Consider the following 25377-nt stretch of genomic DNA (forward strand, 5'->3'; position numbering starts at 1 on the left):
ATGTTGGATTTGAAGTTATATGATACAGCGGACGAAAATGCATGGTGCCCAGGATGCGGTAATTTTTCTATACTAGCAGCTATTAAACAGGCAGCAGCAGAACTTGAAATAAACCCTGAACAGCTTATGGTAGTTTCAGGAATAGGACAAGCAGCAAAAACTCCACACTATATAAGAGCAAATGGTTTTAATGGACTTCATGGTAGAGCACTTCCTCCAGCGCAAGGCATTAAGATGGTTAATAAAAATCTTAAAGTTATCATAACCAGTGGAGATGGAGATGCTTATGGCGAAGGAGGAAATCATTTTATCCATACTATAAGAAGGAACATGGATATAACTCAAATAGTTCATGATAATCAGATATATGGACTTACAAAAGGGCAAGGATCTCCCACTACTGCTTTTGGCCAAAAAACATCTATGCAATTTGATGGACTTATACAACAACCTCTAAACCCACTAGCATTAGCTATAGCTGCAGGAGCAACCTTTGTAGCAAGGGCTTTCAGCGGTGATAAAGATTTCCTAGTAAAGATATTAGAAGAGGCCATAGAGCATAAAGGATACGCATTAGTAGATATAATGCAGCCTTGCGTTACCTTTAATAAAGTAAACACTTTTAAATGGTACAAGGATAGATTATACAAGCTAGATGAAAATTATGATCCATCAGATAAAACTGCAGCTTTTGAAAAAGCATTGCAATTTGGGGATGAGGGAATACCAGAAGGTATAATATATAGAGAAATAGGGAAACCTGCCTTTGAAGAACTTCATCCTGTATTATCAAAAACAGAAACTTTACTCCAAAGAAAATGGGATGTGAAGGATGCAGAAAAGTTTATAGACGAATTTGACTATTAATACCTATCATTAAAATGATAAATTTATTATTTAGAAACCTATTGTAAGATATTGCAGTGGGTTTCTATTAATTTGTACAATTTTTTACTAAGGTGTATAATGAAATTTATTGCATATAAAAGGAGGGAAGTAAGTGAAATCATTAAAAGGAATAATTAATAAAAATTTTCATGCACTTACACATAGCAATTTTAAATATTATTGGTTAGGTCAATGCGTTTCTCTTATGGGAACTTGGATGCAAAGTATCGGGCAATCATGGCTTGTTCTTCAGCTTACCAATTCTTCATTCCTTTTAGGAATTGTCTCAGCTATGCAATTTTTGCCCTTTATGTTTCTATCTCCCTTTGCGGGAGTTATAATTGATAAATTTTCTAAGAAAAAAATTATAATTATAACCCAAGTTACTTCTATGCTTTTAGCTCTTATTTTATCGCTTTTGGTTTTTACAGGTACAGTTAAGTATTGGGAAGTTCTAATATTAGCGCTCATTCTTGGAATTGTAAACACGTTAGATAATCCAGCTAGGCAATCTTTCATAGTGGAATTGGTAGGAAAAAAGGATTTAATGAATGCTATATCGCTAAATTCAGCTACTTTCAATTTGGCAAGGATTATAGGACCTGCATTTGGGGCTATGCTTATATCATATTTAGGAATATCTTGGTGTTTTATGCTAAATGGATTAAGCTTTATAGCCGTATTAATTGGGTTAATAAGAATAGATGTACCATATAAAAAAGAAGTAAAAACAGAAAAGACTAATATGCTGGGAGAAATAAAAGATGGTTTTTCCTATGTAAGAAGTGAAAGTTCTATAATAGAAGTCTTAATCTTTATTTTTATTATGGGAATATTTGCATATAATTTTAATGTTTTAATTCCAGTATATACTGTACATATATTAAAAATGGATGCTCAAAGTTATGGGTTTTTATTGTCTGCCCTTGGAGCAGGATCTTTAGCTGGAGCAATGTTAACTTCTTTTAAAAGCAAAAAAGGACCTAATATGAATATAATAAGAACAAGTCCTATCATAGTGGGAGCACTTCTTACAATCTTAGGTATAAGCAGGAATTATTACGCTCTCATTTGCTTACTTTTTGTTACAGGCATATTTAATATTTTCTTTTCCACTACGGCTAACACATCTCTTCAGCATAAAACAAAAGATGAGTATAGAGGCAGAGTAATGAGCATATATTCTCTTGTATTTATAGGGAGCTCTCCAATTGGAAGCTTTTTATCTGGATTGTTCTCGGATAAACTAGGTGCTGATATAGCCTTTGCTATAAATGGAACACTGTTAGCATTGATAATAATTATGATTAGAATAAAATTTTATATTATGAATAAAAAATAAATATGATTTTTACTCTCACTCTGTTTTAAATAAGAAAGTTTTTATCGCTTATTTGAAACAGAATTTTATTTTTAGTAACATTTTTACTATAAATGAATAATCTATTATTGTACTCGTATTAAGGAGTGATTAAATGGCATATTCAAATAGAGAATTATTGGCAAGAATTATAAAATGTGAGGCAGGTGGTGAGGGTGAAAATGGCATGAAGGCCGTAGCTACAGTGGTAATGAATAGAGTAAGGGTTTCCTATGGAGAATATCGAAGAATATGTCAAGGAGATCTAAGAAAGGTCATTTATCAAAAGGGTCAATTCGATTGTACCAGATCAGTGCTTGGAGGTGTTGCTAATCCTCAGACAATTTGGGCAAGTAACCCAGAAAACATTCACTATAAAATAGCTGATTGGGCAATAGCAGGAAACAGGTTATTTACTGCAGGAGCTTCTTTGTGGTATTTTAATCCTTTTGCACCAGCTTGTCCTTATACCTTTCCATACAATGGTACGGGGTCTTTTCAAGTAAGAGTTGTGAGGCATTGTTTTTATAATCCGACTGAATTGTATGCTCAAACTTAGAATGTGCTATTATATTAATATTTAGCTAGGAGGAATATATGGAAGATGATTTTTGCTCAGGCTGCTTTCTGAGAAATGAAGATGCACCCCAAGATGATACTAATGAATACAGATGTGGAGCATCACCATATCAAGGAAGTATGGGCTATCAAGGTAATGTACCATACCAAGGTGGAATGACACAGAATAATGCACCATATCAGGGGAATGTACCATATATGCAAGGAAATATAGGAGGCTCAATTCAATCCCCACAAAACATATACAATCAGATGCCAAATCAGCAAGTAAATTCCCCAGCAGCTGTACCTGCTCAGCTTCAGGATAATAGCAATTTTGTTCAAGCTCCTTCATCGCCTGTATATCAAGATATAGGGTATACTCAAGGTTTTTTGCGAAGCCAGATAGGCAGATATGTTAAAATCGAATTTTTAGTAGGAACTGGTATGATTATGGACAGAGAGGGAACTTTAATTGATGTTGGTATAAGTTATGTAGTAATAAAAGAAGCGGAGACAGACGATAACGTAATGTGCGATATATATTCCATTAAATTCGTTACTATTTTTATGTAGAAATAAAGGACTAATAAAAATGAGATGCAATAAATGTAGCATCTCATTTTTATATGTAGAAAAACCTACCGTTTTACTTTATAATGTAATTATACGATTTCATTGATAAAAATTATTTAGCGCAAATGTGTGGATAAGGTGGGGTTAAATTGAAGATAATGGTAGTGGCGGACGTAGAATCACCCTACATATGGGATTACTTTCAACCAGAAAAGTTTAGTGATATAGATATTATGATATCTTGTGGCGATTTAAAAGCAGAATATTTGTCTTTTCTTGTAACTATGATCAAGGCGCCTTTGTTTTATGTGCCAGGAAATCATAATGATAAATATTTAAAAAATCCTCCGGAAGGCTGCGTAAATATTGATGATAAAATAGTAAAATATAAAGGAGTACGGATACTTGGGCTTGGTGGAAGTAAAAAATATAATAATGGCTATTACCAGTATACAGAACACCAGATGAAGAAAAGAATTTCTAAATTAAGACCTAAAATATGGTGGAATGGGGGAGCTGACATATTTGTTGCACATTCTCCTGCCTTAGGCATAGGTGATGGGTTAGATAAGCCACATAGAGGATTCCAATGCTTTTATAAAATTTTTGACAGATATAAACCTAAGTATTTTTTACATGGACATCAGCATTTAAGTTATACTTATAAAAATGATAGAATCCGTAAATATAATGAGGTGACTATAATAAATGGGTATGATTATTATATATTTGAATATTAAAAAATAACATAGATTTTAAATATACTTACTTAGCATATAAAAAATGGTGGCAATGCCACCATTTTTTATAAATAACTAAAACAACAATCTATCAATTCTAAAGTATTATTAAGAGTTTCATCTTTTTCGTCCAATAAAGGATTAAATTCAACTACGTCCATAGAACGAATCAATTTAGTACTAATTAATGCTTCTAATATATTTTTTGTCTCATCAACATTTAAACCATCTCTAACAGGAGTTCCAGTGCCTGGTACTAGATTTTTGTCTAACACATCAATGTCTAGGCTTAAATGTATATTAGATAAATTTCTTTTTCTTATTCTGCTTATAACATCTTCCACAGTATTTTTTATGCCATTTTCCTTTATAGCTTTTGTTGTCCATACATTTAAATTCAATTTTTTTATAAAAGCAAGTTCGCCTTCGTCTAAATCACGAGCGCCTATTATAAATACATTTTCTTTTTTTATTTTAGGACCTGAGTAATATAAATTAACTAATTTTTCAAATCCAAAACCCATAGCTGAAGCCAATGGCATTCCATGAACATTGCCAGATGGAGTGGTTTCATGAGTATTTATATCTCCATGAGCATCTATCCATATAACACCTAAATTATCATAAAATTTGCTGCTTCCGCTTATACTTCCAAGACCTAAGGAGTGATCACCTCCGATAACAAAGGGAAAACAGTTAGCTTTAAGAGAACAATAGACCTGATGAGCTAAATTTGTATTTACTTCTAATATTTCATCTATATATTTCATTTTTTTATGAGAAGAAAACTTTAAGTTTTCATCTAATTTTCTAACATGCAAGTTGCCTAGATCATATACATTATTACCGTGTTTTTCTATGATTTTAGCTACATTTTTTGATCTTAATTTGTCAGGACCTTCATCAACGCCCTTTCTGTCACTTCCGAAAAATATTGGAACACCTATTAAATTTATATTCATATACTTGCCTCCGTATTGCTTATATATTGATTCAGCGTGAATATTATATAATAAGTATTCCATAATATAAAGTCTCTTATAAATCTAAATTTTACAATTTAAATGAAGATTCTGCCTCTACATCCTCCACAAACCAATTCATAGACAATATCTGCTGATGAGTAGCTATTTCTTCTTTTTCAACCATTAAATTACCCTTATTATCATAAATCGGACCCATGAATGGATGAAAAACACTTTCGGTTATCATTTTTCTTATGACTTCAACAAGTTTTTGAGTAGATTCAGGTACATATTCTTTAGAGTAATATATATCTAATACTCCTGCTGCCATTCCCCACCAGAAATTTACCATTTTAACATTACCTCTATATATGTCATTTAGAGCTTTTAATGTGTCGTTAAGCAAAAGATTTATTATCTTTTCATAGAATATACCCCATTTCCATATAGGTGCCGCTAAATATTTTTCAGGCATAAAAGTTTCTTGATTTATAGTAGAAAGCATGGAATATACGCCATATTCATTTGTTATAGGCTGAGGAGATAAAATATTTTGATTTGAAATAATATCTGCACCCTTATCAATTAAACTTCTCTCTACATTAGTTGATTTTATTCCACTGTTCCAATCATTTGTCCAATTAACTTTCACTTTCGCATAAGGATTTACTAATTTTGCTCCTAGAGTGAAAGCGTTTATTGAACTTATAACTTCTGGAGCAGGAGTGGTAGCTACATATCCAAGTATGTTGCTTTTGGTCATAGAACCAGCTATAATTCCAGTTAAAAATCTGGGCTCAAAAGTCCGTCCAAAATAATTAGCCACATGCAAATAAGGTTGATATTCAGAACAATTAAAAAAGCGTACATTAGTATTGTTCATAGCACATTTCAAAGTAGCTTTTTTATATATTGGGCTAGTAGTAAATATTACATTATAACCTTCATCTACAAGCGCCTGTAAAGATTTGCAAGCCTCAGAAGTGCTTTGAGGTAAATTTTCTATATAAGTAGTCTGAATTTGATCACCAAAAATTTTTTCTATGTGACGTCTTCCTATTTCATGGGCATAGGTCCATCCTGAGCTTTCTATAGTTTTAGCGTATGCAAAGGCCACCTTCAGTTTTTTCTTCTTTGGCAAAATTAAATTTGTCAGTGTTGATAATACTCCGGAAGGAGAATTCTCAATTGGAGAAGTTTGTATACTAGGCTCAGGAAATTTTAAGCTATGCTCAAGTTCTATAAGCAATTCTCTTATTCTAGGAATTATTTTATGTTCATCTATTTTTTTTGGAATTCCATAAATCTTTGTATACTCTAAAAAAGCATCACCTGTTGTTATTGATAGCTTGTCGCCACCAAGCTTTGCATATATATCAGCAAAGGGTTTGTATATAAATTTTTCAAAATATTCATATTTTGTTTCAACAGGAGACTTAGCTGGGTTAAATTTATCTAAAAGTTTTAGCAATTTGTCAAAACTACCTGATTCAGAAAAATATATTAAAAATATTCCAGTAATTTTATTAAATTTAAGAAATTCATAGTAAATACAGTTATCTATATCGTTTTCATCTTTTTTAGGAACAAGTCGTGTAACATCAGCTGATATAGAAAAAGCTCCAAAGTATTTTAAGACACTTACTCTCTTATTGCCTTCAATTACGTAAAACCAGTTCATGTATTCATATACCTTTATAGAATGCTTTATTCCTTCTCCAAGATGAGATCTGCAAAGGGCTCTCCACTTGAGACCGAATTCAGTTTCCATAGGAAGAAGGGGATAGAAGCTTTTGGATAAAGAAAGACCTCTTAGGTGGGAATATGTACCCCTAATTTTTTTAAGAGGAATTTCTATAATTCCAAGATTCACTTCAGAAACAATTTCTATATTTTTTAATACTCCTTCTAAAGAAAGGAGATAGCCACTTTCACCCCTAGAAATACTTTTTGAGTACTCCTTTTGTCCTAATTTTCTAGCTTCTAAATAATAATCATCTACTGATTTATCTTCCATAACTATCACCTACTTGGTATACGTTAGTTATATAAAGCTTTGATGCTTTATATAACTAAATGTATACATAAAACTTTCTTTAAATTTATATAAATACATTATAGCATATTTGAAGTAAATGGATTTATAAATTTAAATACTTATTTTTACATTATAATGTCTCATCCAAAGATCAATTTGTATAAGATAAGCTAGCATTTGAGGACCTGTCATTAATTGGCCAAACCAAGGTTTTCCAAAAGACTTTCCGCCAGTATTAACTATGTCCTGTACATTAGCCTTATCTATGAGTTGCAAGATAGGAGAACTATTGTCGCTTAAAATTATATTCATCCAATCTTGAACTCCTCTAGTATAATCCGGGCTAAATGTTTTTGGATAAGGACTCTTTTTTCTCCATAACACATCCTCTGGTAGCAGTCCTGTAAGAGCTTTTCTTAAAAGTCCTTTTTCTCGGTTGTTATAGAACTTAAGTTTCTCTGGAAGATTAAAAGCATATTCAACTATTCTATAATCCGCAAAAGGAACTCTTACTTCTAGACTATTACTCATGCTCATTCTATCTTTTCTGGTTAGGAGAGTTGTCATGAACCATTTTATATTTAGAAAAAACATCTTTTTTGCAGCATAATCAGAAGATGTGGAATCATAAGAACTTAAAGGAAGTCGCTTAATAGTTGATTCATATTGATTTTGCACATATCCTTCTAAGTCTATGCTGGAAAGATTTTTATTTATTATGCTTTTTCTTTCTTTAATGGCGTTAGACCAGGGGAAGGTATCTAGACTTTTAAGTTCTGGTCTTATATACCAAGGATATCCTCCGAAAATTTCATCAGCGCATTCACCGGAAAGCGCCACTACCGCATTCTTGGATATTTCCTTGCAAAATAAGAATAAAGATGAATCTATATCAGCCATCCCTGGAAGATCGCTTGCTTTTACTGCGTTTTCAAGGGCATTTAAAAGATCGGTATTATCTAGAAGAATTTTATGATGATTGCTTCCAATATACTGATACATAACATCTACCCACTCATCATCAGAAGTGGGAAGATAGTCGTCAGAAATAAAATTTTCTTTATTTCCTTTGTAGTCAATTGAATAAGTGTCTAATATATTTCCATTCTTTTTAAATTCCTGGGCAGCTATAGTTGAAATTATGCTTGAATCTAGCCCTCCAGACAAAAAGGTACAAACTGGAACGTCAGAAATAAGTTGCCTTTTTATGCTGTCTACTACTAAAAATCTTATGTGCTCTAAAGTTTCTTTTTCACTTTCAGTATGATCCATATTTTTTAGCTTCCAGTACTCAATTTTTTTGAAATTAAATTTATTGTAAATAAGATAATTTGCTGGTGGTAGTTGATATACATTTTTAAAAACACCGCTATTTTCATCATGGGCTGGTCCAAGTCCTAATATTTCACATATTCCTGTCTCATCTATTTCTGGTTTAACCAAAGGATGCTTTAATAATGTTTTTAATTCGGAGCCAAATATCAATGTATCTCCACATAAGGTATAAAACAGAGGTTTTACGCCCAAAGGATCTCTTGCTAAAAACAAACTTTGCCTCTTTTCGTCCCATATTCCGAAGGCAAATATTCCATTTATATGCTTTAGACATTCAGTTCCCCAAGCAATATATGAAGTAAGGAGCACTTCTGTATCTGAGTAAGAATTAAAAGTATAGCCTAAGGACTTCAAAGAACCCCTTACTTCCTCAGTGTTATATAGTTCTCCATTATATACAATTACGTAATTATATCCTTCGGTACATTTTGTCATAGGTTGCAGTCCGCCAGAGGGATCCACTACTATAAGTCTTCTATGTCCTAAAAGGCAGTGATTAGAAGTATAGTAGCCATCTTGATTAGGACCTCGCTTTGCTAGAGTAGAAGTCATTTCATTCAAAATGTCCTTTTGCTCTAAAATATTTTTTTTATAATTAACAATGCCTGTAATTCCACACATATATGCATCACCTTTTTATTAATATACTCATTACTATCTTATTAATAAAAACATATTTGGATACAAATTAAATTAATTAAATACTTGCTGCTTGAAGGTAAATACTATGTAATATATAATGAAAATAATATTCGTAAATTTATGGTGAATATAGAACATATAAAAATTTGGTTATGTTTTAAATCAGTGTAAAAACTTAAACAATTAAAAGGGGGCAATAGAAATGAAAAAAAATATTTCATTAATTGGTATGCCAGGGGCAGGCAAAAGTACCATAGGCGTTATCCTTGCAAAGATGATAGGCTATCCGTTTTTGGATACGGATTTATTAATCCAAGAAAAGCAAGGGCTTCTTCTTAGTGAAATAATAGAAAAATATGGAGTGGAAGCATTTCTAGATATTGAAGAAAAAACTATATCCCAGTTGGAATGTAAGAAGAGTGTAATTGCTACAGGAGGCAGCGTAGTTTACAAAGATTATGGTATGAGAAATCTTAAGAAACTTGGATATGTAATATATCTTAAAGTAAGCTATGAAGAAATAGAAAAGAGATTGGAAAATATAAAGGCTAGAGGAGTAGTCATAGAAGATGGAAAAAACTTAAAAAACCTTTATGATGAAAGAGCTCCATTGTATGAAAAATATGCTGATATACAGATTAATTGTGACGGGAAGAATATAGAATCAATCGCGGAAGAAATAAAGATAGCTGTCTCCAAATAGGGGACAGCTATCTTTATTTCTATGCCTCAGCATTTAATATATAATTTACTAACACTAATATTCCATAAAATAATGCATCTTCATGCATAGTAAATTTTGATGAATGGAGAGGTTCAGTTCCAAAGTCATCTTTGCATATTCCTAATCTAAAATGAACTGCAGGAACAGCCTTTGCAAAGAAGGCAAAATCTTCACCAGTGAAAGATGGTGTGGCATTAAAAATATTGCTTTTTCCTAATATTTCCTTGGAAATATTTTCAAATATATTTATCTCTTTTTCGTCATTAAGCAGTGGAGGATATTGTTCATCATATAATAAATCTACCCTGCAGTTATAATCAGAGGCTTTTTTATTCGCTGAAGCTATTACAGTTTGTTTTAACTGCTCTCTAATTTTTTCATCAAAAGTACGCACAGTACCTTTAACTACTGCTTCATCTGAAACTACATTTGGAGCACTACCGCAAACTAAAGAAGATATAGTAACAATATGACTTTTTCCATAGTCCGAATTGCTTCTCGTAATCTCATATATTTCATTTACAAAAGAAGTAGCAGGAATAAGGGGATTTATGCATACATCTGGAGAAGCTGCATGACCGCCTTTACCTTTAAATTTTATGATAAAATCATCTACTGATGCCATAGTAGCTTCAGTGGATATTTCCACTGAGCCCACTTTAAGCCCTGGCCATACATGGAATCCAATAATTTTTTGTACCTTTGGATTTTCTAGAATACCTTCCTTTATCATTGGAAGTGCTCCGCCGGTATCTTCTTCTCCAGGTTGAAATATAAACTTAATGCATTTTTTGAAACCTAAATCTGATAATATTCTTGCTGTACCTAAAACAATTGTCATGTGATAATCATGACCGCAAGCGTGAGATACGCCATTTACAGGCAAAGCATCCATATCTGCTCTTAAAGCTATGCATTCCTGGCTTTTATTCATTATTGAATAAACACCAGTATTTATACATTCATGATAATCCAGTCCAATATTATTTAAATATTCTTCTATAATGTTTTGAGTCTTAAATTCTTTAAAAGATAGCTCAGCATTATCATGAAGCTTATGAGAAAGAGATTTAAACTCATCCATTCTGTTTAAGATAGCAGTCTTTATATCCAAGATATCACCACGCTTAAGCATTTTTTGCTAATACGGATTCCATAATAGCAATGGCAGCATCAATGTCTTGATAGCTTACATTTAATGGAGGAAGTATTCTAACTACATCACCAGAAGCAGAAATTAGCAGTAATCCCTTTTCTAGACATTCATCTATGAACTTAGCTGCTCCAAACTTGGTTTTTAATCCTAGAAGTAATCCCATGCCTTTAATTTCCGTTATATTATTATATTTACTATTTAGTTCTTTAAGCTTATTTGTTATATATTGACTTTTTTCAGAAACGGAGGCAACTACTCCATTATCCACAAGTTCATTTAAAACTGCTAAAGATACTGCACATGCTAAAGGATTTCCTCCGTAAGTGCTTCCATGATCCCCATATGTAAGGACGGAAGCTCTTTCATTTGTAATGAAAGCTCCTATAGGGAACCCTCCTCCTAAGGCTTTGGCGATACAAAGCACATCTGGAATTACATTGAAGCTTTTATAAGCAAATAGAGTTCCTAGTCTTCCCATGCCGCATTGAACTTCATCAAATATCAAAAGCGCATCGAATTTATCACAAAGCTCTCTAGCTGTTTTCAGAAATTCGGAAGTTGCAACATTTATTCCGCCTTCGCCTTGAACAGGTTCCATAATAATTCCGCACACTTCATCATCAAAAGCAGCTTTTAATGCAGCTACATCATTGAAAGGTATATTACATGTGTTTGGTATAAGGGGCAAAAAATCCTTTTGATACTTATAATTACCTGTGACTGAAAGAGAACCTAAAGTTCTTCCGTGGAAAGAGCTATCCATATAAATAATTTTATTTTTTTTTCCAGCAGACTTAAGATTGCCGTATTTTTTAGCTGTTTTTATGGCACCCTCTACGGCTTCTGCACCGCTGTTTGTAAAAAATACTTTATCATGATCACAATTGTCACACAACTTTTCAGCTAATGGAGTGTGATTTTCATTCCAATAATAATTTGAGACATGTACCAGCTTCTTGCTTTGTTTTTCTAATGCCTCTGAAATAATTTCAGGAGCATGACCTAAACAGTTTACAGCTACTCCTGATACAAAATCAATATATTCCTTGCCGTTAGTATCGTACACTTTTGAGCCTTTACCATGGCTTAGAGTTATTTCATATCTTTTATAGGTTTCCATAATGTGATTAGTTGACATATTAAAATCCTCCATCATTAATTATTTTTGTACCTTTATCTGAAAATGTATCATTTAATAGTGCATGAGGATTTCTACCATCAAGTAGATGTATACTTTTTGCTCCTCCGCTTATTGCTTCCATGCAGCACTGAAGTTTTGGAATCATTCCACCATTTATTACACCTTCATTTATATATGTATTTATTTCCTTTGGAGTTAAAGTCTTAAAAAGTGAATTTTTATCATTTATGTCTTTATAAACTCCTTCTATATCTGTCATTATAATAAGCTTATCTGCCTTTAATTCAGAAGCTATAGCAGATGCTGCATAATCTGCATTTATGTTGTAAGTATTGCCATTTTCATCACAAGCTATAGGAGATATTATAGGAAGTATGTTTAATTTCAATAAATTATTTATAATTAAGCTATTTACTTTTTTAATTTCTCCTACATATCCTATATCTAATGGATTGTTATTATCGTCATAAATAATTTTTTTGCTAGCTACTAGCAGAGAAGAGTCTTTTCCGCTGATTCCAGCAGTTTGTATCCCCCTTAGGCTTAATTCACAAGAAAGTTCCTTATTAACAAGTCCTGACAAAGACATTTCTACAATATTCATAGTTTCTTTATCTGTAACTCTAAGACCTTGAATAAAATTCTTTTTAATACCGAACTTTTCTAACCAATAGTTTATTTCAGGGCCTCCGCCGTGAACTAAAACTATTTTAATGCCATTATTGACAAATCTTGCTACATCTTCAAAAAATGCAAGTTTGGCTGGGACATTTTTTACTATACTTCCACCATATTTAATTACAAATATTGCATTTTTATACTTCTTTATATCTGCTGAAAGCGTATAGTATTCATCTGTTTCAACGTTAGGCATATCTGTACCTCCATAAAATTTTTATAGATGAAATCATTATAGCACTTATGAAAAAATATTCAATAATTGAGGTAAAATTTGTATTAATATAAATAACAGTTGCATAAATATTCTAACTATTATATAATATGAAATATGAATGATATAAGAATCTATTATTCATTTTAAGTAATTTGAAAATAACATACAGTAGTTAAAACTTTATTGTGTTTTTATAATTTTTATTATTTAAATACAATAATAAAAATATTTTTACTCCTTGCCTGTGCTAAAAGATATCTTTTAGCACATTTTTTTATTGAATTACAAATGTAAAATAAATGCACTATGTATTGTGTACAAAAGACAAAATATATTTTTTGTACATCACATGAAGGAAATGAGAGCTGAAAATTCATTTTAAGGAAAATTCATTGATAACATTAAGAAAATATGATAAAATTCACATTGTATTAATGATAAAATTGTATATAAAAAAAATTGGTTTTAAATTTTAATTAATATAATTATAAATTATAGAATTTGGGGGTTTAATAATGGGGTACAATGTAGCACAAAAATTAATAAAAAATCATATTGTCAAAGGCGAGATGAGCAAAGGGCAGGAAATTGCCATAAGAATTGATCAAACTCTTACCCAAGATTCTACTGGAACCATGGCATATCTGCAATTTGAGGCTATGGGAATAGATAGAGTCAAAACAAAAAGATCTGTAGCATATATAGATCATAATATGCTTCAGGCTGGTCCGGAAAATGCTGATGACCATTTATATATACAAACAGTAGCTAAAAAGCATGGGATTTACTTCTCCAAGCCAGGAAATGGTATATGCCATCAAGTGCATCTTGAACGATTTGGAGTTCCTGGAGAGACACTTTTAGGATCAGATAGTCATACTCCTACAGGAGGAGGCATGGGAATGCTTGCTATTGGCGCTGGTGGACTTGATGTAGCGGTTGCCATGGGTGGTGGAGAATACTATATCACAATGCCGGAGATAATAAAAGTAAATCTTCATGGAAAACTAAGCCCATGGGTATCCGCAAAGGATATAATACTTCAGATACTTAAAATATTAACAGTAAAAGGCGGGGTAGGTAAGATATTTGAATATGCAGGAGAAGGTGTGAAGACTCTTACCGTACCTCAAAGAGCTACTATAACTAATATGGGAGCTGAATTAGGAGCTACAACTTCGATTTTTCCAAGTGATGAAAGAACTCTTGAGTTTTTAAAAGCTCAAAGCAGAGAAAAAGATTTTACAGAAATATTACCGGATTCTGATGCAGTATATGATGGAGAAGTTGATATAGATTTATCTAAATTAGAACCATTAGCAGCATGTCCTCACAGTCCTGATAAGGTAATACCTATAAGTGAGCTAGCAGGAGTAAGAGTTAATCAGGTAGCTATAGGAAGTTGTACTAATTCTTCTTATGTAGATATGATGAAGTCAGCAACAATACTTGATGGAAACACCATAGATGAGAATGTATCGTTAGTCATATCTCCAGGATCTAAACAGGTACTCACAACTTTAGCTAAAAATGGAGCACTTGAATCAATGGTAGCTTCTGGAGCAAGAATTTTGGAAAGTGCCTGTGGACCTTGCATAGGCATGGGGCAAGCGCCTATTACTAATGGAGTTTCCCTTAGAACTTTCAATAGAAATTTTGAGGGAAGATCAGGAACTACTTCTGCTAAGGTATATTTAGTAAGCCCTGAAGTGGCAGCTTATTCAGCTATAAAGGGATATATATCAGATCCTAGAGAATTAGGAGAGGACTTGATGATAGAAATGCCTAAGGAGTTTTACATTAATGATAATTTGATTGTAAAACCAGCTGAGGGCGGAATTGAAGTGGAAGTAGTTAGAGGACCTAATATAAAGCCATTTCCAAAGGCTAAACCTCTAGGAGAAAAAGTTCAAGGAAAGGTACTTACTAAGGTAGGGGATAATATAACTACGGACCATATTATGCCATCCAATGCAAAGCTTTTGCCATATAGATCCAACATACCATATTTATCTGATTATTGTCTGACACCTTGTGATAAAGATTTTCCTAAGAAAGCAAAAGAAAATAATGGAGGCATAATAGTTGGAGGGTCTAACTATGGGCAGGGATCAAGCAGGGAGCATGCTGCTTTAGCACCTTTATATTTAGGAGTTAAATTTGTCTTAGCAAAATCCTTTGCTAGAATTCACAAAGATAACTTAATTAATAATGGAATAATTCCTATAACATTTGTAAACGAAGAGGATTATCAATCGGTTGAAGAAAATGATTTGCTCACTATTGATGATGCTGTAAATCAGATAGATGGAGAAATAATTATTGTTAAAAATGAAACTAAAGGGATTGCTTATGAGGCAAAGCTTACAGCAACTTTAAGACAGAAAAAAATGCTTAAGTTTGGAGGACTTTTAAATATGTCCTCTCAGAGTAAATAAGCAATACAAAATTATAAATTTTAATGTATAGGGGGGCCTAACTTGAAAAAAGTAAAAATAGCCATTTTAGGTTTAGGAAACGTAGGCAGCGGAGTATGGAAAATATTAAATACTAACAAAAAAGAGATAATGAAAAGATCAGGCTATGAGATAGAAGTTGCTAAGATTCTGGTAAGAGACAAAGAAAAGGAAAGAAATCTAAATTTGCCTAAGGATATTTTAACAACTGATTATAGCGATATAATCGATGATGAGGATATAAGAATTGTAGTTGAGGTTATGGGTGGGATTGAGCCTGCTAAAGAATACATGTTACAAGCCATAAAAAGAAAAAAGCATGTTGTTACAGCAAATAAGTTTGTATTAGCTACCTGCGGTGTAGAACTTATGAATGCAGCCCAAGAAGAAGGAGTTATGCTTTATTATGAAGCTAGCGTGGCTGGTGGAATACCTGTAATACATGGAATAAGTGAAAGTTTAACGGCCAATAAGATAGTCCAAATCATGGGAATAATAAATGGAACAACAAACTATATCCTCACTAAGATGTCTCAAGATGGAATGGAATTTGATGATGCGCTAAAGGAAGCTCAAGAAATGGGATATGCCGAAGCTGACCCAACATCTGATATAGAAGCTTATGATGCAATGTATAAGTTAGCTATTTTAAGTTCCCTATCTTTTGGCAGTTTTATTGATATTAACTCTATATATAGAGAAGGCATAACGGCTATTAAGTCGGTGGACATTCAATATGCTAAAGAATTTGGATATGTCATCAAGTTGTTAGCTATAGCAAAAGAAGAAGATGGTAAACTTGAACTTAGGGTTCATCCGGCTATGATACCAGCAAAACATCCTTTGGCTAATGTAAATGATTCTTTCAATGCTATATTTATAAAGGGAAATGCAGTAGGGGATTTAATGCTTTATGGAAGAGGTGCAGGAGATCTACCCACAGGAAGTGCTGTAGTAGGCGACATAATTCAGGTTCTTAGAAACAATATAGATGAGTTAATTCCAGCTGGATTAGACAATAAACAGCCTAATTCAAATGTTAAAAGCATGGATGAAACAAAATGTGAATATTACATTAGAATTAATGTGGATGATACTCCAGGTACTCTTGGGGAAATTGCTACTATATTCGGTAAAAATGGCGTAAGTCTTGCAAATGTTATGCAAAGAGGAAAACTAAATGTACATGTACCTGTAGTATTTGTAACTCATGAAACTCTTGAGGAAAATGTAAATAATTCTATTTCGGAGATAAAAAATATGCCTTCAGTAGTAGAAGTCGAAAATATAATAAGAGTTGAAAATATATAATAAAAGCTAATATGAATAAAATTAGGTGGGGCTGTTAATTATTCTTTGGGGAGTTGATATTGTGGAGATATTATATAAAAGTACTAGGGGAAGCTCTGAACTTTTAAAATCAAGTGAAGCGATAATAAAGGGCATTGCTTCTGATGGGGGACTATATGTTCCTGCACATATGCCTAAAATTGATTGTCCGTTAGAAGAACTTGGTAAATTAAATTATAAGGAATTGGCTGTAAAGGTATTAGGTAAGTTTTTAACCGATTTTACCGTAGAGGAATTGAGTAGCTGTGTTTCTAGAGCATATGATGATAAATTTGATGATTTAAAAATAGCTCCTGTTAAAAAAGTTGGAGATGCATATTTTTTAGAGTTATTTCATGGACCGACAATAGCTTTTAAAGATATGGCACTTTCTATACTTCCACATCTTCTTACGACAGCAATAAAGAAGCAAAACTTAGACAAAGAAGTGGTTATATTAACTGCAACTTCTGGAGATACTGGAAAAGCAGCTTTAGAAGGCTTTAATAATATTGATGGAATAAAGGTTATAGTGTTTTTCCCTGAGCATGGAGTTAGTGAAATACAAAAACTTCAGATGAAGACTCATAAAGGTAATAATACTTATGTATTTGGAATAGAAGGAAACTTTGATGATGCACAAAGCGGTGTGAAGAAAATATTTGTTGACAAAGACATTAATAAAGCTTTAAGCAGTAAGAACTATATGTTTTCTTCAGCAAATTCTATAAATATAGGAAGATTGATTCCGCAAATCGTATATTATTTTTATGCTTATTTACAAATGGCTGAGGAGAAAAACATTCTTTTAGGCGAAAAAATAAATGTAGTAGTACCTACGGGGAATTTTGGAAACATTCTAGCTGGATATTACGCAAAAGAGATGGGGCTTCCTATTAATAAACTTATATGTGCATCCAACGAAAACAAGGTGTTATATGATTTCATTAAAACGGGTATATATGATAGAAAGAGAGAATTTCATATGACTTCTTCTCCTTCTATGGATATATTGATTTCAAGTAATTTAGAAAGACTTTTATATATATTAACCGATGAAAATTACGATGAAGTAAAATCTATGATGGAATCTCTCAATAAAAATGGAGAATATGAAATAAGTGATATCATGAAGGAAAAGATGATGGATTTTGCTTCACAGTATGCATCTGAAGAGGAAACTAAAACTGCAATAAAAAAGGTATTTGAAAAATATGATTATTTAATGGATACTCACACTGCAGTAGCTTACTCAGCTTATGAAAAGTATGAAGCTGAAAATAAAGATAATAATAAATATCTAGTGATTTCTACTGCTAGCCCTTACAAGTTTCCTGTAAATGTTCTTGAATCTTTAGACGTAAGTATTGAGCAAAGTGATGAGTATGCTGCAATTGAAAATATGAGCTTAATAAGCAAAACTAAAATACCATACGCTGTAAAAGATATAAACAAGAAAGACATAATACACAATAAAGTTTGTGATAAAAATAACATGATAGACATGGTAAAAGAAGTATTAAATATTTAATACCATAATAAATTTCGAATAATGCAGGAAATGGAGCAATATATTTCACTTCCTGCAATTTTTTTATCAATAGTATTTGAAAAAAATGCAAAAAAGTATAATATACACTACAGAATATGATATAATTGCATACTTTTAGCTTTGATATTGATAGTTTATCAATAAAAAATGCATGAAATATAATAAAAGTAACATTTTTATATATAATAATGCAAGAAACATATTGAAAAAATTCAAATTCAGAGTATAATTAGAGTACAGATTTCTTTATTTGGGAGTGAAAAAGGAGGGCTATTAAATGAATTATAAAATGGGATTTCCTAATCCGCAGGGACTTTATAATCCAGAAAATGAAAAAGATAGTTGTGGAGTAGGTTTTGTTGCCAATATTGATGGAAAAAAGAGCAATGATTTAGTAAAAAATGCTTTAAAGGTTCTTCAAAATCTGACTCACAGAGGGGCTGTGGGAGCAGATCCTAAAACTGGCGATGGTGCTGGAATTCTTCTTCAAATACCAGATGAATTTTTTAGAGAACAATGCAAAAACATAGGAATTCAACTGCCTGATTTAGGTAAATATGGGGTTGGAATGATTTTTTTGCCAAATGAACCTGCAGCTAAAATGCAATGCGAAGGCATAATTGAAAGAATAATTGATGCAGAAGGACAAGAGTTTTTAGGTTGGAGAGATGTTCCTGTAGAAAATAAAGTTATAGGAGAAATTGCCAGAGGAACAGAACCGTCAATAAAGCAAGTCTTCGTTAAATCAAATTTTAGCAATCAGATAGATTTTGAAAGAAAATTGTATGTTATAAGAAAAAGGATTTTCAATGAAGTAAACAAGCTTGTTAAGTCTGGGTCAGAATATTTTTATATTTGTTCCTTTTCTTCTCGTACAATTGTATATAAAGGTATGTTTTTAGCTGAACAAATGCATAATTATTATTTAGATTTAAATGATACAAGCATTAAGAGTTCTATTGCTGTCGTTCATCAAAGGTACAGTACAAATACATTTCCTACATGGGGACTAGCTCAACCTTTTAGATATTTAGCACATAATGGAGAAATAAATACAATAAGAGGAAATCGAAATTGGATGCATGCAAGAGAAGGAGTTTTGGAGTCTGATACTTTGGGTGAAGACTTGGAGAAACTTTTTCCTATTATAAATGAACACGGTAGTGATTCCGAATCTCTAGATAATATATTGGAATTATTAGCAAATGACGGCAGGAGTCTCCCTCATTCTATGATGATGCTTGTCCCACAGGCTTGGGAAAGTGACCAGGTTATGAATAAAGAGAGAAGAGCATTTTATGAATATCATGGGTCATTAATTGAGCCTTGGGATGGACCAGCTGCTTTAGTATTTACTGATGGGATTAACGTAGGAGCCACTTTAGATAGAAATGGTCTTAGACCAGCTAGATATGTTGTAACTAAAGATGGATTTGTAGTTTTGGCTTCAGAAATAGGAGTACTTGATTTCAAACAAGATACTATCATGAGCAAGGGAAAACTTAAGCCGGGTGAAATGATACTTATAGATACTGAAAATGGAAAACTGCTTAGAGATGAAGAAATTAAGAATAGTGTATGTAAAGCTAGAGATTATGTTGGCATAATAGACCAAAATAAATTTACACTTAAGGATTATGAAGAATCTGAAGATATAAATTATTTTGTAAATGAAAACATAAAAGAGCGTCAAAATGCTTTTGGTTACACAATTGAAGATTTAAATGTGATTATAGGACCAATGGCTGAAAATGGCAAGGAACCATTAGGATCAATGGGAAATGATGCGCCTTTAGCTGTACTTTCAAATAAAAATCAAAACTTATTTGAATATTTTAAGCAGTTATTTGCGCAGGTAACTAATCCTCCAATAGATCCTATAAGAGAAAAGAATGTAATGTCGCTTATAAATTACATTGGAACTCAAGAAAATATATTGAATAAGGAAAGCGGTTCTAATCCGTTTATAGAAATAGAAAATCCTATACTTACTAATAGTGAGATTGCAAAAATTAAGGATTTGAAGGATAAAAGCTTCAGAACTACAGTTATTCCAATAACTTTTAAATATGACACTGGAGTAGAGGGGTTCAAGAAATCTTTAAATAATATATGCGAAAGAACCTCAAAAAGAATCAGTGAGGGCTATAATATCATAGTATTAAGCGATAAAAAAGTAGACTCTTATGATGCTGCAATACCAAGTTTGCTGGCAGTTTCAGCTGTTCACCATCACTTGATAAAAGAAAAAACAAGATCAAAGATATCTATAATAGTAGAAACAGGAGAAGCATGTGAAACCACTCACTTTGCACTTCTTCTAGGATATGGAGCGACTGCTGTTAACCCATATTTAGCTTATGAAACTATAGAGCAGCTTTCTAAAGAAAATATAATTGAAAATGTTACTGTAGAAAAGGCTATTAATAATTATATTAAAGCAGTATGCGGTGGACTTCTTAAAATTCTTTCTAAGATGGGAATATGTACTCTTCAAAGTTATCATGGTGCACAGATATTTGAAGCTATAGGTCTTAGCAAAGAGTTTGTAGACATGTATTTCAAAGGAACACCTTCAAGAATAGGCGGAATTGGAATAGAAGTTGTAGCTGAAGAAGTTCTAACAAGGCATAAGAATGCTTTTAATAATTTAAGAAAACCTCTCAAAGAGTTGGAATCAGGCGGCCAATATTCTTGGAGGCAAAATGGAGAATATCATCTATTTAATCCATTGACTATATCAAGGCTTCAGCAGGCCGTAAGACAAGGTAAGTATGAAAAATTTAAGGAATATACTACACTTATAGATAATCAGGAAGAGCATTTATGTACGCTGAGATCACTTTTGAAATTTAAGAATTGTAATCCAGTTCCTATAGAAGAAGTTGAACCAGTAAGCGAAATAGTAAAAAGATTCTGTACTGGGGCCATGTCCTTTGGTTCTATAAGCAAGGAAGCTCATGAATGTATTGCCATAGCTATGAATAGGCTTGGAGGTAAGAGCAATTCAGGAGAAGGCGGAGAGGATAGCGTAAGATATATAGCAGATGAAAACGGCGATTTAAGAAGAAGTGCTACAAAGCAAGTAGCATCTGCTAGATTTGGCGTTACTACCGAATATTTGGTTAATGCTGAAGAGCTTCAGATAAAAATGGCTCAAGGAGCTAAACCAGGCGAAGGTGGACAATTAGTAGGGAAAAAGGTTGATTCTGAGATAGCTCGTGTAAGACATGCTAATCCTGGTATTGATTTAATATCACCACCTCCACACCATGATATATATTCTATAGAGGATTTGTCACAGCTGATTTTTGATTTAAAAAATGTAAATCCAAAGGCCAGAGTAAGTGTAAAATTAACAGCTGAAGTTGGAGTTGGAACTATAGCTGCTGGTGTTGCAAAGGCTCACGCTGATATGATATTAATAAGTGGACATGATGGAGGCACTGGAGCTTCACCACTATCTTCAATAAAGCATTGCGGTATTCCTTGGGAATTAGGACTCGCTGAATCTCATCAAGTTTTAGTAATAAATAATTTGAGAAGCAGAGTAAGATTACAGACTGATGGCCAGTTAAGAACTGGAAAGGATATAGTTGTAGCAGCTATGCTTGGAGCAGAAGAATATGGTTTTGCATCTGTAGCATTGGTAGTGATGGGATGTACAATGCTTAGAAATTGTCATCTAAATACATGCGATATGGGGATAGCTACTCAAGATCCAGAATTAAGAAAGAAATTTAGAGGAAAACCTGAACATATAATTAATTTCTTTACTTTCTTAGCTCAGGAAGTAAGAGAATACATGGCTAAATTGGGTTTCAGAACAATAAATGAAATGATAGGAAGAACAGACAAACTTGAATTTAATAGCGCTATAAATCATTGGAAAGCTAAAAACCTTGATTTTTCACCTATATTATACAAGCCTGATATGCCATCAAGAATGAAATCCTATTGTGTAAAGAAACAAGATCATGGCATAGATGCTGTATTAGATATTAGACTGATTCAGTGTGCTAAAGATGCTTTGGAAAATGGAAATAAAGTTACAGGTAATTTTGAAGTTAAAAACTTAAATAGAACAGTTGGAACTATGTTAAGTGGAGAAATTGCTAAAAAATATGGAAGCAAGGGGCTACCTGAAGACACAATAGTATTTAATTTTAAAGGAGCAGCAGGACAAAGCTTCGGTGCTTTTGGTGCTAGCGGGCTTACATTAATACTAGAAGGTGATGCTAATGATTATGTTGGCAAAGGGTTGTCAGGTGCTAAAATTGTGGTGAAAGCTCCTGAAAGCGCAACCTATAAGCAAGATGAAAATTTTATAGCAGGTAATACTATACTTTATGGAGCAACTTCTGGTAAGGTATTTATAAATGGATGTGTTGGTGAGAGATTTGCAGTAAGAAACAGCGGAGCTACAGCTGTAGTTGAAGGTGTAGGAGATCATTGCTGTGAATATATGACTGGCGGTAAAGTGGTGGTTCTTGGAAGATTCGGTAGAAATTTTGCTGCTGGAATGAGTGGTGGAATTGCATATGTTTTAGATGAAGATGATAAGTTCGAAGAATATTGTAATCAGGAATTCGTAGAAATAAATGAATTGGAAGACGAAGAAGATTTAAATTCTTTACATGAGCTTATAAAAGAACACTATGAACTTACTAACAGCCAAAAAGCAAAATTAATTCTTGATGAATGGGAAGATTATAAATGTAAGTTTAAAGAAGTAATCTCACCTATGTATAAGCAAATATTAAAATCCAAGAAATCACAGGAAAGGGTAGGTGCATAATAATGGGAAAAGTAACTGGTTTTAAGGAATTTCAAAGAGAAGCACCTGCCAAAAGAGCTATAGAGGAAAGAATAAAAGATTATAAGGAAATAACAATTTTACTTCCAAGTGATAAGTTAAGAATGCAGGGAGCCAGATGCATGGATTGTGGAACTCCATTTTGTAACTGGGCATGCCCGCTAGGTAATCTAATTCCAGATTTTAATCACATGGTTTATAAAGGACAATGGAAACAAGCTTATGAAAGATTAGCGTTAACTAATCCTTTTCCTGAATTTACAGGAAGAGTATGTCCAGCACCCTGTGAAGGTTCTTGTACTTTAGGAGCTAATAATCTTCCTGTAACTATAGAACAATTAGAATTTGCCATAATAGAAAAAGCTTATGAGGAAGGTTGGGTAAAGGCTGATTCACCAAGGGTTAGAACAGGAAAATATGTGGCTGTAATAGGATCTGGACCTTCAGGATTAGCTGTGGCATCAAAATTAAATTCCTACGGTCATTGGGTTACTGTGTTTGAAAAGGATGATGAAGTAGGAGGATTATTAAGATATGGTATACCGGATTTTAAATTAGAAAAAAGATTTGTTGAAAGAAGAGCAGACTTGATGAAAGCTGCAGGTATTACTTTTAAAACAAATTGTGAAGTTGGAGAGAATTATAGTGTTTATGAATTAAAAAGGAATTTTGATGCTATAGTTCTTACAGGTGGATGTCAGGTGCCTAGAGACCTTTCTGTTGAAGGAAGAGAATTTGATGGCGTTCATTTTGCAATGGACTATTTAACTCAGCAAAATAGAAGAAACGCTAATAAAAATATTGCCAGCAGAGAGATAAATGCAAAGGGTAAGACTGTGCTTGTAATAGGTGGAGGAGATACAGGATCTGACTGTATAGGAACAGCTATAAGGCAGGGGGCTAAAGAGGTATATCAGTATGAAATTATGCCTAAACCTCCTGTAGAAAGAGATGAGACTATGCCTTGGCCTGAATATCCAAGAACTCTTAAGATATCAACTTCTCATGAAGAAGGCTGTATAAGGGAATGGCTTGTTAATACAAAAAAGATTGAAGGAAAAGATGGAAAAGTAAAGGCTATTCATGGAGTGAAAGTTCAATGGATTAAGGACGAAGCCGGAAGAATGCGCATGGAAGAAGTTACAGGAACAGAATTCGTTCAGCAAGTTGACTTAGTAATTATAGCTATGGGATTCGTAAAGCCAAAGCATATAGGTCTGCTAGAAGATTTAGGAGTTGAATTTGACGCTAGAGGAAATGTTAAGACGAATGACAAATATATGACTTCTGTTGAAGGCGTATTCTCAGCAGGAGACATGAGAACAGGTCAATCATTAGTTGTTAGAGCTTTAGCTGAAGGTGTGAAGTCAGCAGAAAGCGTAGATAAATATTTAATGCCTGATGGCAGTGATTGGTAAAAACCTTGTTAAAATATTAATAACATTCATGTCATAAAAAATAGGTAGCTTTTAATAGGTTACCTATTTTTTATGTTTATAAAAATTTTTGGGGATCACTTATCCGATTACCAAAATAATAATTTACAAAAGTATGAATTTTATAGCTTTTTGGCTTTAAGTGAATAATATCAAGCAATTCAGCATAGGTGTGTTTTTCAACATTAAAAAAATTATAGTATATATTTCTTTTGTGTAAACGTTATTTTGATAAATTGTTAAAAATATCAGCATAAAATAGTTATAGCAATAATATAAGTATTTGTGGTTATAATTTAATTATGGAAATGATAAATAATAAAATTCAATAATAAAAATTAATAAAAACAACTAAATATGACGGATAATTAATTTAACAATACATAATAAAAAAATAAGGGTATATGGAGATTGAATTATGGAGGTATTTTTATGACAATGAGAGTAAAAGTAGATAGCGTCGTTGGACAAATAAAGGAGCCCTGTGGGCGATTCCAGGCAGGAGATATGGTAAGTATAGTTAAGTTCAAAATATCTAAATATGATTTTAACAGCAGCAAAGTTTGCGTAAAGGATGAATATGGACACTATTGGCTTGATACAAATAAGGTGGAGCTTGTGATAGAAAAATAAATTTATATATTTAATGTAAATATAAAATCCAGTGTGATTAGCATGAAATAGTTATAAGCTCTAATTGCATTGGATAATTTTATGCACTATATAATTTCAGTAAAAAGGTTTAAAATGCGATAATATGGTAAAAATTC

General features: G+C 32.6%; 18 protein-coding genes. 12 read left to right on the forward strand and 6 right to left on the reverse strand.

The annotated features are described in order from the left end of the window. From IAI10_RS15645 to IAI10_RS15665, 5 genes are all read left to right on the forward strand, one after another. Entirely contained in the window at nucleotides 1-867 is an 867-nt protein-coding gene (locus tag IAI10_RS15645; RefSeq protein WP_315674230.1) for a 2-oxoacid:ferredoxin oxidoreductase subunit beta, read from the forward strand. A 133-nt stretch (nucleotides 868-1000) separates the two neighbouring features. Further along, nucleotides 1001-2230 (forward strand): MFS transporter, encoded by a 1230-nt coding sequence (locus tag IAI10_RS15650; RefSeq protein ID WP_315674231.1) that lies wholly within the window; start codon nucleotides 1001-1003, stop codon nucleotides 2228-2230. 133 nt (nucleotides 2231-2363) lie between these two features. Next, complete coding sequence (locus IAI10_RS15655; protein ID WP_315674232.1) at nucleotides 2364-2807, forward strand: cell wall hydrolase; 444 nt, start codon at nucleotides 2364-2366, stop codon at nucleotides 2805-2807. A 38-nt stretch (nucleotides 2808-2845) separates the two neighbouring features. Next, on the forward strand, nucleotides 2846-3382 hold the full coding sequence (locus IAI10_RS15660; RefSeq protein WP_315674233.1) for an alginate lyase: 537 nt from the start codon (nucleotides 2846-2848) through the stop codon (nucleotides 3380-3382). A 158-nt stretch (nucleotides 3383-3540) separates the two neighbouring features. After that, nucleotides 3541-4122 carry a metallophosphoesterase gene (locus tag IAI10_RS15665; RefSeq protein ID WP_396334402.1) on the forward strand — a complete coding sequence of 194 codons (582 nt, stop codon included), beginning with the start codon at nucleotides 3541-3543 and terminating at the stop codon, nucleotides 4120-4122. Between the two features lie 65 nt (nucleotides 4123-4187). Here IAI10_RS15665 and rocF read toward each other — a convergent pair whose 3' ends face one another. From rocF to asnB, 3 genes are all read right to left on the reverse strand, one after another. Next, entirely contained in the window at nucleotides 4188-5084 is an 897-nt protein-coding gene (gene rocF, locus IAI10_RS15670; RefSeq protein WP_315674235.1) for an arginase, read from the reverse strand. 91 nt (nucleotides 5085-5175) lie between these two features. Then, entirely contained in the window at nucleotides 5176-7104 is a 1929-nt protein-coding gene (locus IAI10_RS15675) for a BMP family ABC transporter substrate-binding protein (RefSeq protein WP_315674236.1), read from the reverse strand. A gap of 132 nt (nucleotides 7105-7236) precedes the next feature. Then, entirely contained in the window at nucleotides 7237-9081 is a 1845-nt protein-coding gene (asnB, locus tag IAI10_RS15680) for an asparagine synthase (glutamine-hydrolyzing) (RefSeq protein WP_315674237.1), read from the reverse strand. 223 nt (nucleotides 9082-9304) lie between these two features. Here asnB and IAI10_RS15685 point away from each other — a divergent pair, with 223 nt between their 5' ends. Further along, a complete protein-coding gene (locus IAI10_RS15685) occupies nucleotides 9305-9805 on the forward strand; it encodes a shikimate kinase (protein ID WP_315674238.1) in 501 nt (166 codons plus the stop codon). 19 nt (nucleotides 9806-9824) lie between these two features. Here the strand turns inward: IAI10_RS15685 and IAI10_RS15690 are convergent, their stop codons facing one another. Genes IAI10_RS15690 through argB form a run of 3 tightly spaced genes read right to left on the reverse strand, consistent with a single transcriptional unit; the run spans nucleotide 9825 to nucleotide 12997 of the window. Beyond that, complete coding sequence (locus IAI10_RS15690) at nucleotides 9825-10940, reverse strand: M20 family metallopeptidase (protein ID WP_315674239.1); 1116 nt, start codon at nucleotides 10938-10940, stop codon at nucleotides 9825-9827. 13 nt (nucleotides 10941-10953) lie between these two features. Beyond that, the gene (locus tag IAI10_RS15695) at nucleotides 10954-12120 is read right to left on the reverse strand and encodes an aspartate aminotransferase family protein (RefSeq protein ID WP_315674240.1); all 1167 of its coding nucleotides are present in this window, start codon (nucleotides 12118-12120) and stop codon (nucleotides 10954-10956) included. Nucleotide 12121: 1 nt separating this feature from the next. Further along, nucleotides 12122-12997: an acetylglutamate kinase gene (gene argB / locus IAI10_RS15700; protein ID WP_315674241.1), complete on the reverse strand. Its 876-nt coding sequence runs from the start codon at nucleotides 12995-12997 to the stop codon at nucleotides 12122-12124. A 536-nt stretch (nucleotides 12998-13533) separates the two neighbouring features. Between argB and IAI10_RS15705 the strand changes: the two genes are divergently transcribed. The 6 genes from IAI10_RS15705 to IAI10_RS15730 all read left to right on the forward strand — a co-directional run bounded on the left by IAI10_RS15705 (nucleotide 13534) and on the right by IAI10_RS15730 (nucleotide 25240). Beyond that, nucleotides 13534-15456: an aconitate hydratase gene (locus IAI10_RS15705; RefSeq protein ID WP_315674242.1), complete on the forward strand. Its 1923-nt coding sequence runs from the start codon at nucleotides 13534-13536 to the stop codon at nucleotides 15454-15456. A gap of 42 nt (nucleotides 15457-15498) precedes the next feature. Further along, nucleotides 15499-16785, forward strand: a complete 1287-nt coding sequence (locus IAI10_RS15710; protein ID WP_315674243.1) for a homoserine dehydrogenase — start codon at nucleotides 15499-15501, stop codon at nucleotides 16783-16785. A gap of 58 nt (nucleotides 16786-16843) precedes the next feature. Further along, nucleotides 16844-18334, forward strand: a complete 1491-nt coding sequence (gene thrC / locus IAI10_RS15715; RefSeq protein WP_315674321.1) for a threonine synthase — start codon at nucleotides 16844-16846, stop codon at nucleotides 18332-18334. Nucleotides 18335-18632: 298 nt separating this feature from the next. Beyond that, nucleotides 18633-23153 (forward strand): glutamate synthase large subunit, encoded by a 4521-nt coding sequence (gltB, locus tag IAI10_RS15720; protein WP_315674244.1) that lies wholly within the window; start codon nucleotides 18633-18635, stop codon nucleotides 23151-23153. A gap of 2 nt (nucleotides 23154-23155) precedes the next feature. Further along, nucleotides 23156-24589 (forward strand): glutamate synthase subunit beta, encoded by a 1434-nt coding sequence (locus IAI10_RS15725; RefSeq protein WP_315674245.1) that lies wholly within the window; start codon nucleotides 23156-23158, stop codon nucleotides 24587-24589. Between the two features lie 450 nt (nucleotides 24590-25039). Beyond that, the gene (locus IAI10_RS15730; protein ID WP_315674246.1) at nucleotides 25040-25240 is read left to right on the forward strand and encodes a hypothetical protein; all 201 of its coding nucleotides are present in this window, start codon (nucleotides 25040-25042) and stop codon (nucleotides 25238-25240) included. The last annotated feature ends 137 nt before the right edge of the window (nucleotides 25241-25377 follow it).

The organism is Clostridium sp. 19966, assembly GCF_032335695.1.
Taxonomy (GTDB): Bacteria; Bacillota; Clostridia; order Clostridiales; family Clostridiaceae; genus JACTOJ01.

Bases quoted from the DNA above. Each gene is read 5' to 3' on its own strand.
- gltB (WP_315674244.1), top strand. From the start codon at position 18,633: ATGAATTATAAAATGGGATTTCCTAATCCGCAGGGACTTTATAATCCA.
- rocF (WP_315674235.1), bottom strand. From the start codon at position 5,084: ATGAATATAAATTTAATAGGTGTTCCAATATTTTTCGGAAGTGACAGA.
- IAI10_RS15665 (WP_396334402.1), top strand. From the start codon at position 3,541: ATGGTAGTGGCGGACGTAGAATCACCCTACATATGGGATTACTTTCAA.
- IAI10_RS15685 (WP_315674238.1), top strand. From the start codon at position 9,305: ATGAAAAAAAATATTTCATTAATTGGTATGCCAGGGGCAGGCAAAAGT.
- IAI10_RS15675 (WP_315674236.1), bottom strand. From the start codon at position 7,104: ATGGAAGATAAATCAGTAGATGATTATTATTTAGAAGCTAGAAAATTA.
- IAI10_RS15725 (WP_315674245.1), top strand. From the start codon at position 23,156: ATGGGAAAAGTAACTGGTTTTAAGGAATTTCAAAGAGAAGCACCTGCC.
- IAI10_RS15660 (WP_315674233.1), top strand. From the start codon at position 2,846: ATGGAAGATGATTTTTGCTCAGGCTGCTTTCTGAGAAATGAAGATGCA.
- IAI10_RS15655 (WP_315674232.1), top strand. From the start codon at position 2,364: ATGGCATATTCAAATAGAGAATTATTGGCAAGAATTATAAAATGTGAG.
- IAI10_RS15705 (WP_315674242.1), top strand. From the start codon at position 13,534: ATGGGGTACAATGTAGCACAAAAATTAATAAAAAATCATATTGTCAAA.
- IAI10_RS15645 (WP_315674230.1), top strand. From the start codon at position 1: ATGTTGGATTTGAAGTTATATGATACAGCGGACGAAAATGCATGGTGC.
- IAI10_RS15695 (WP_315674240.1), bottom strand. From the start codon at position 12,120: ATGTCAACTAATCACATTATGGAAACCTATAAAAGATATGAAATAACT.
- argB (WP_315674241.1), bottom strand. From the start codon at position 12,997: ATGCCTAACGTTGAAACAGATGAATACTATACGCTTTCAGCAGATATA.
- asnB (WP_315674237.1), bottom strand. From the start codon at position 9,081: ATGTGTGGAATTACAGGCATTGTTAATTATAAAAAAAATATTTTAGAG.
- IAI10_RS15730 (WP_315674246.1), top strand. From the start codon at position 25,040: ATGACAATGAGAGTAAAAGTAGATAGCGTCGTTGGACAAATAAAGGAG.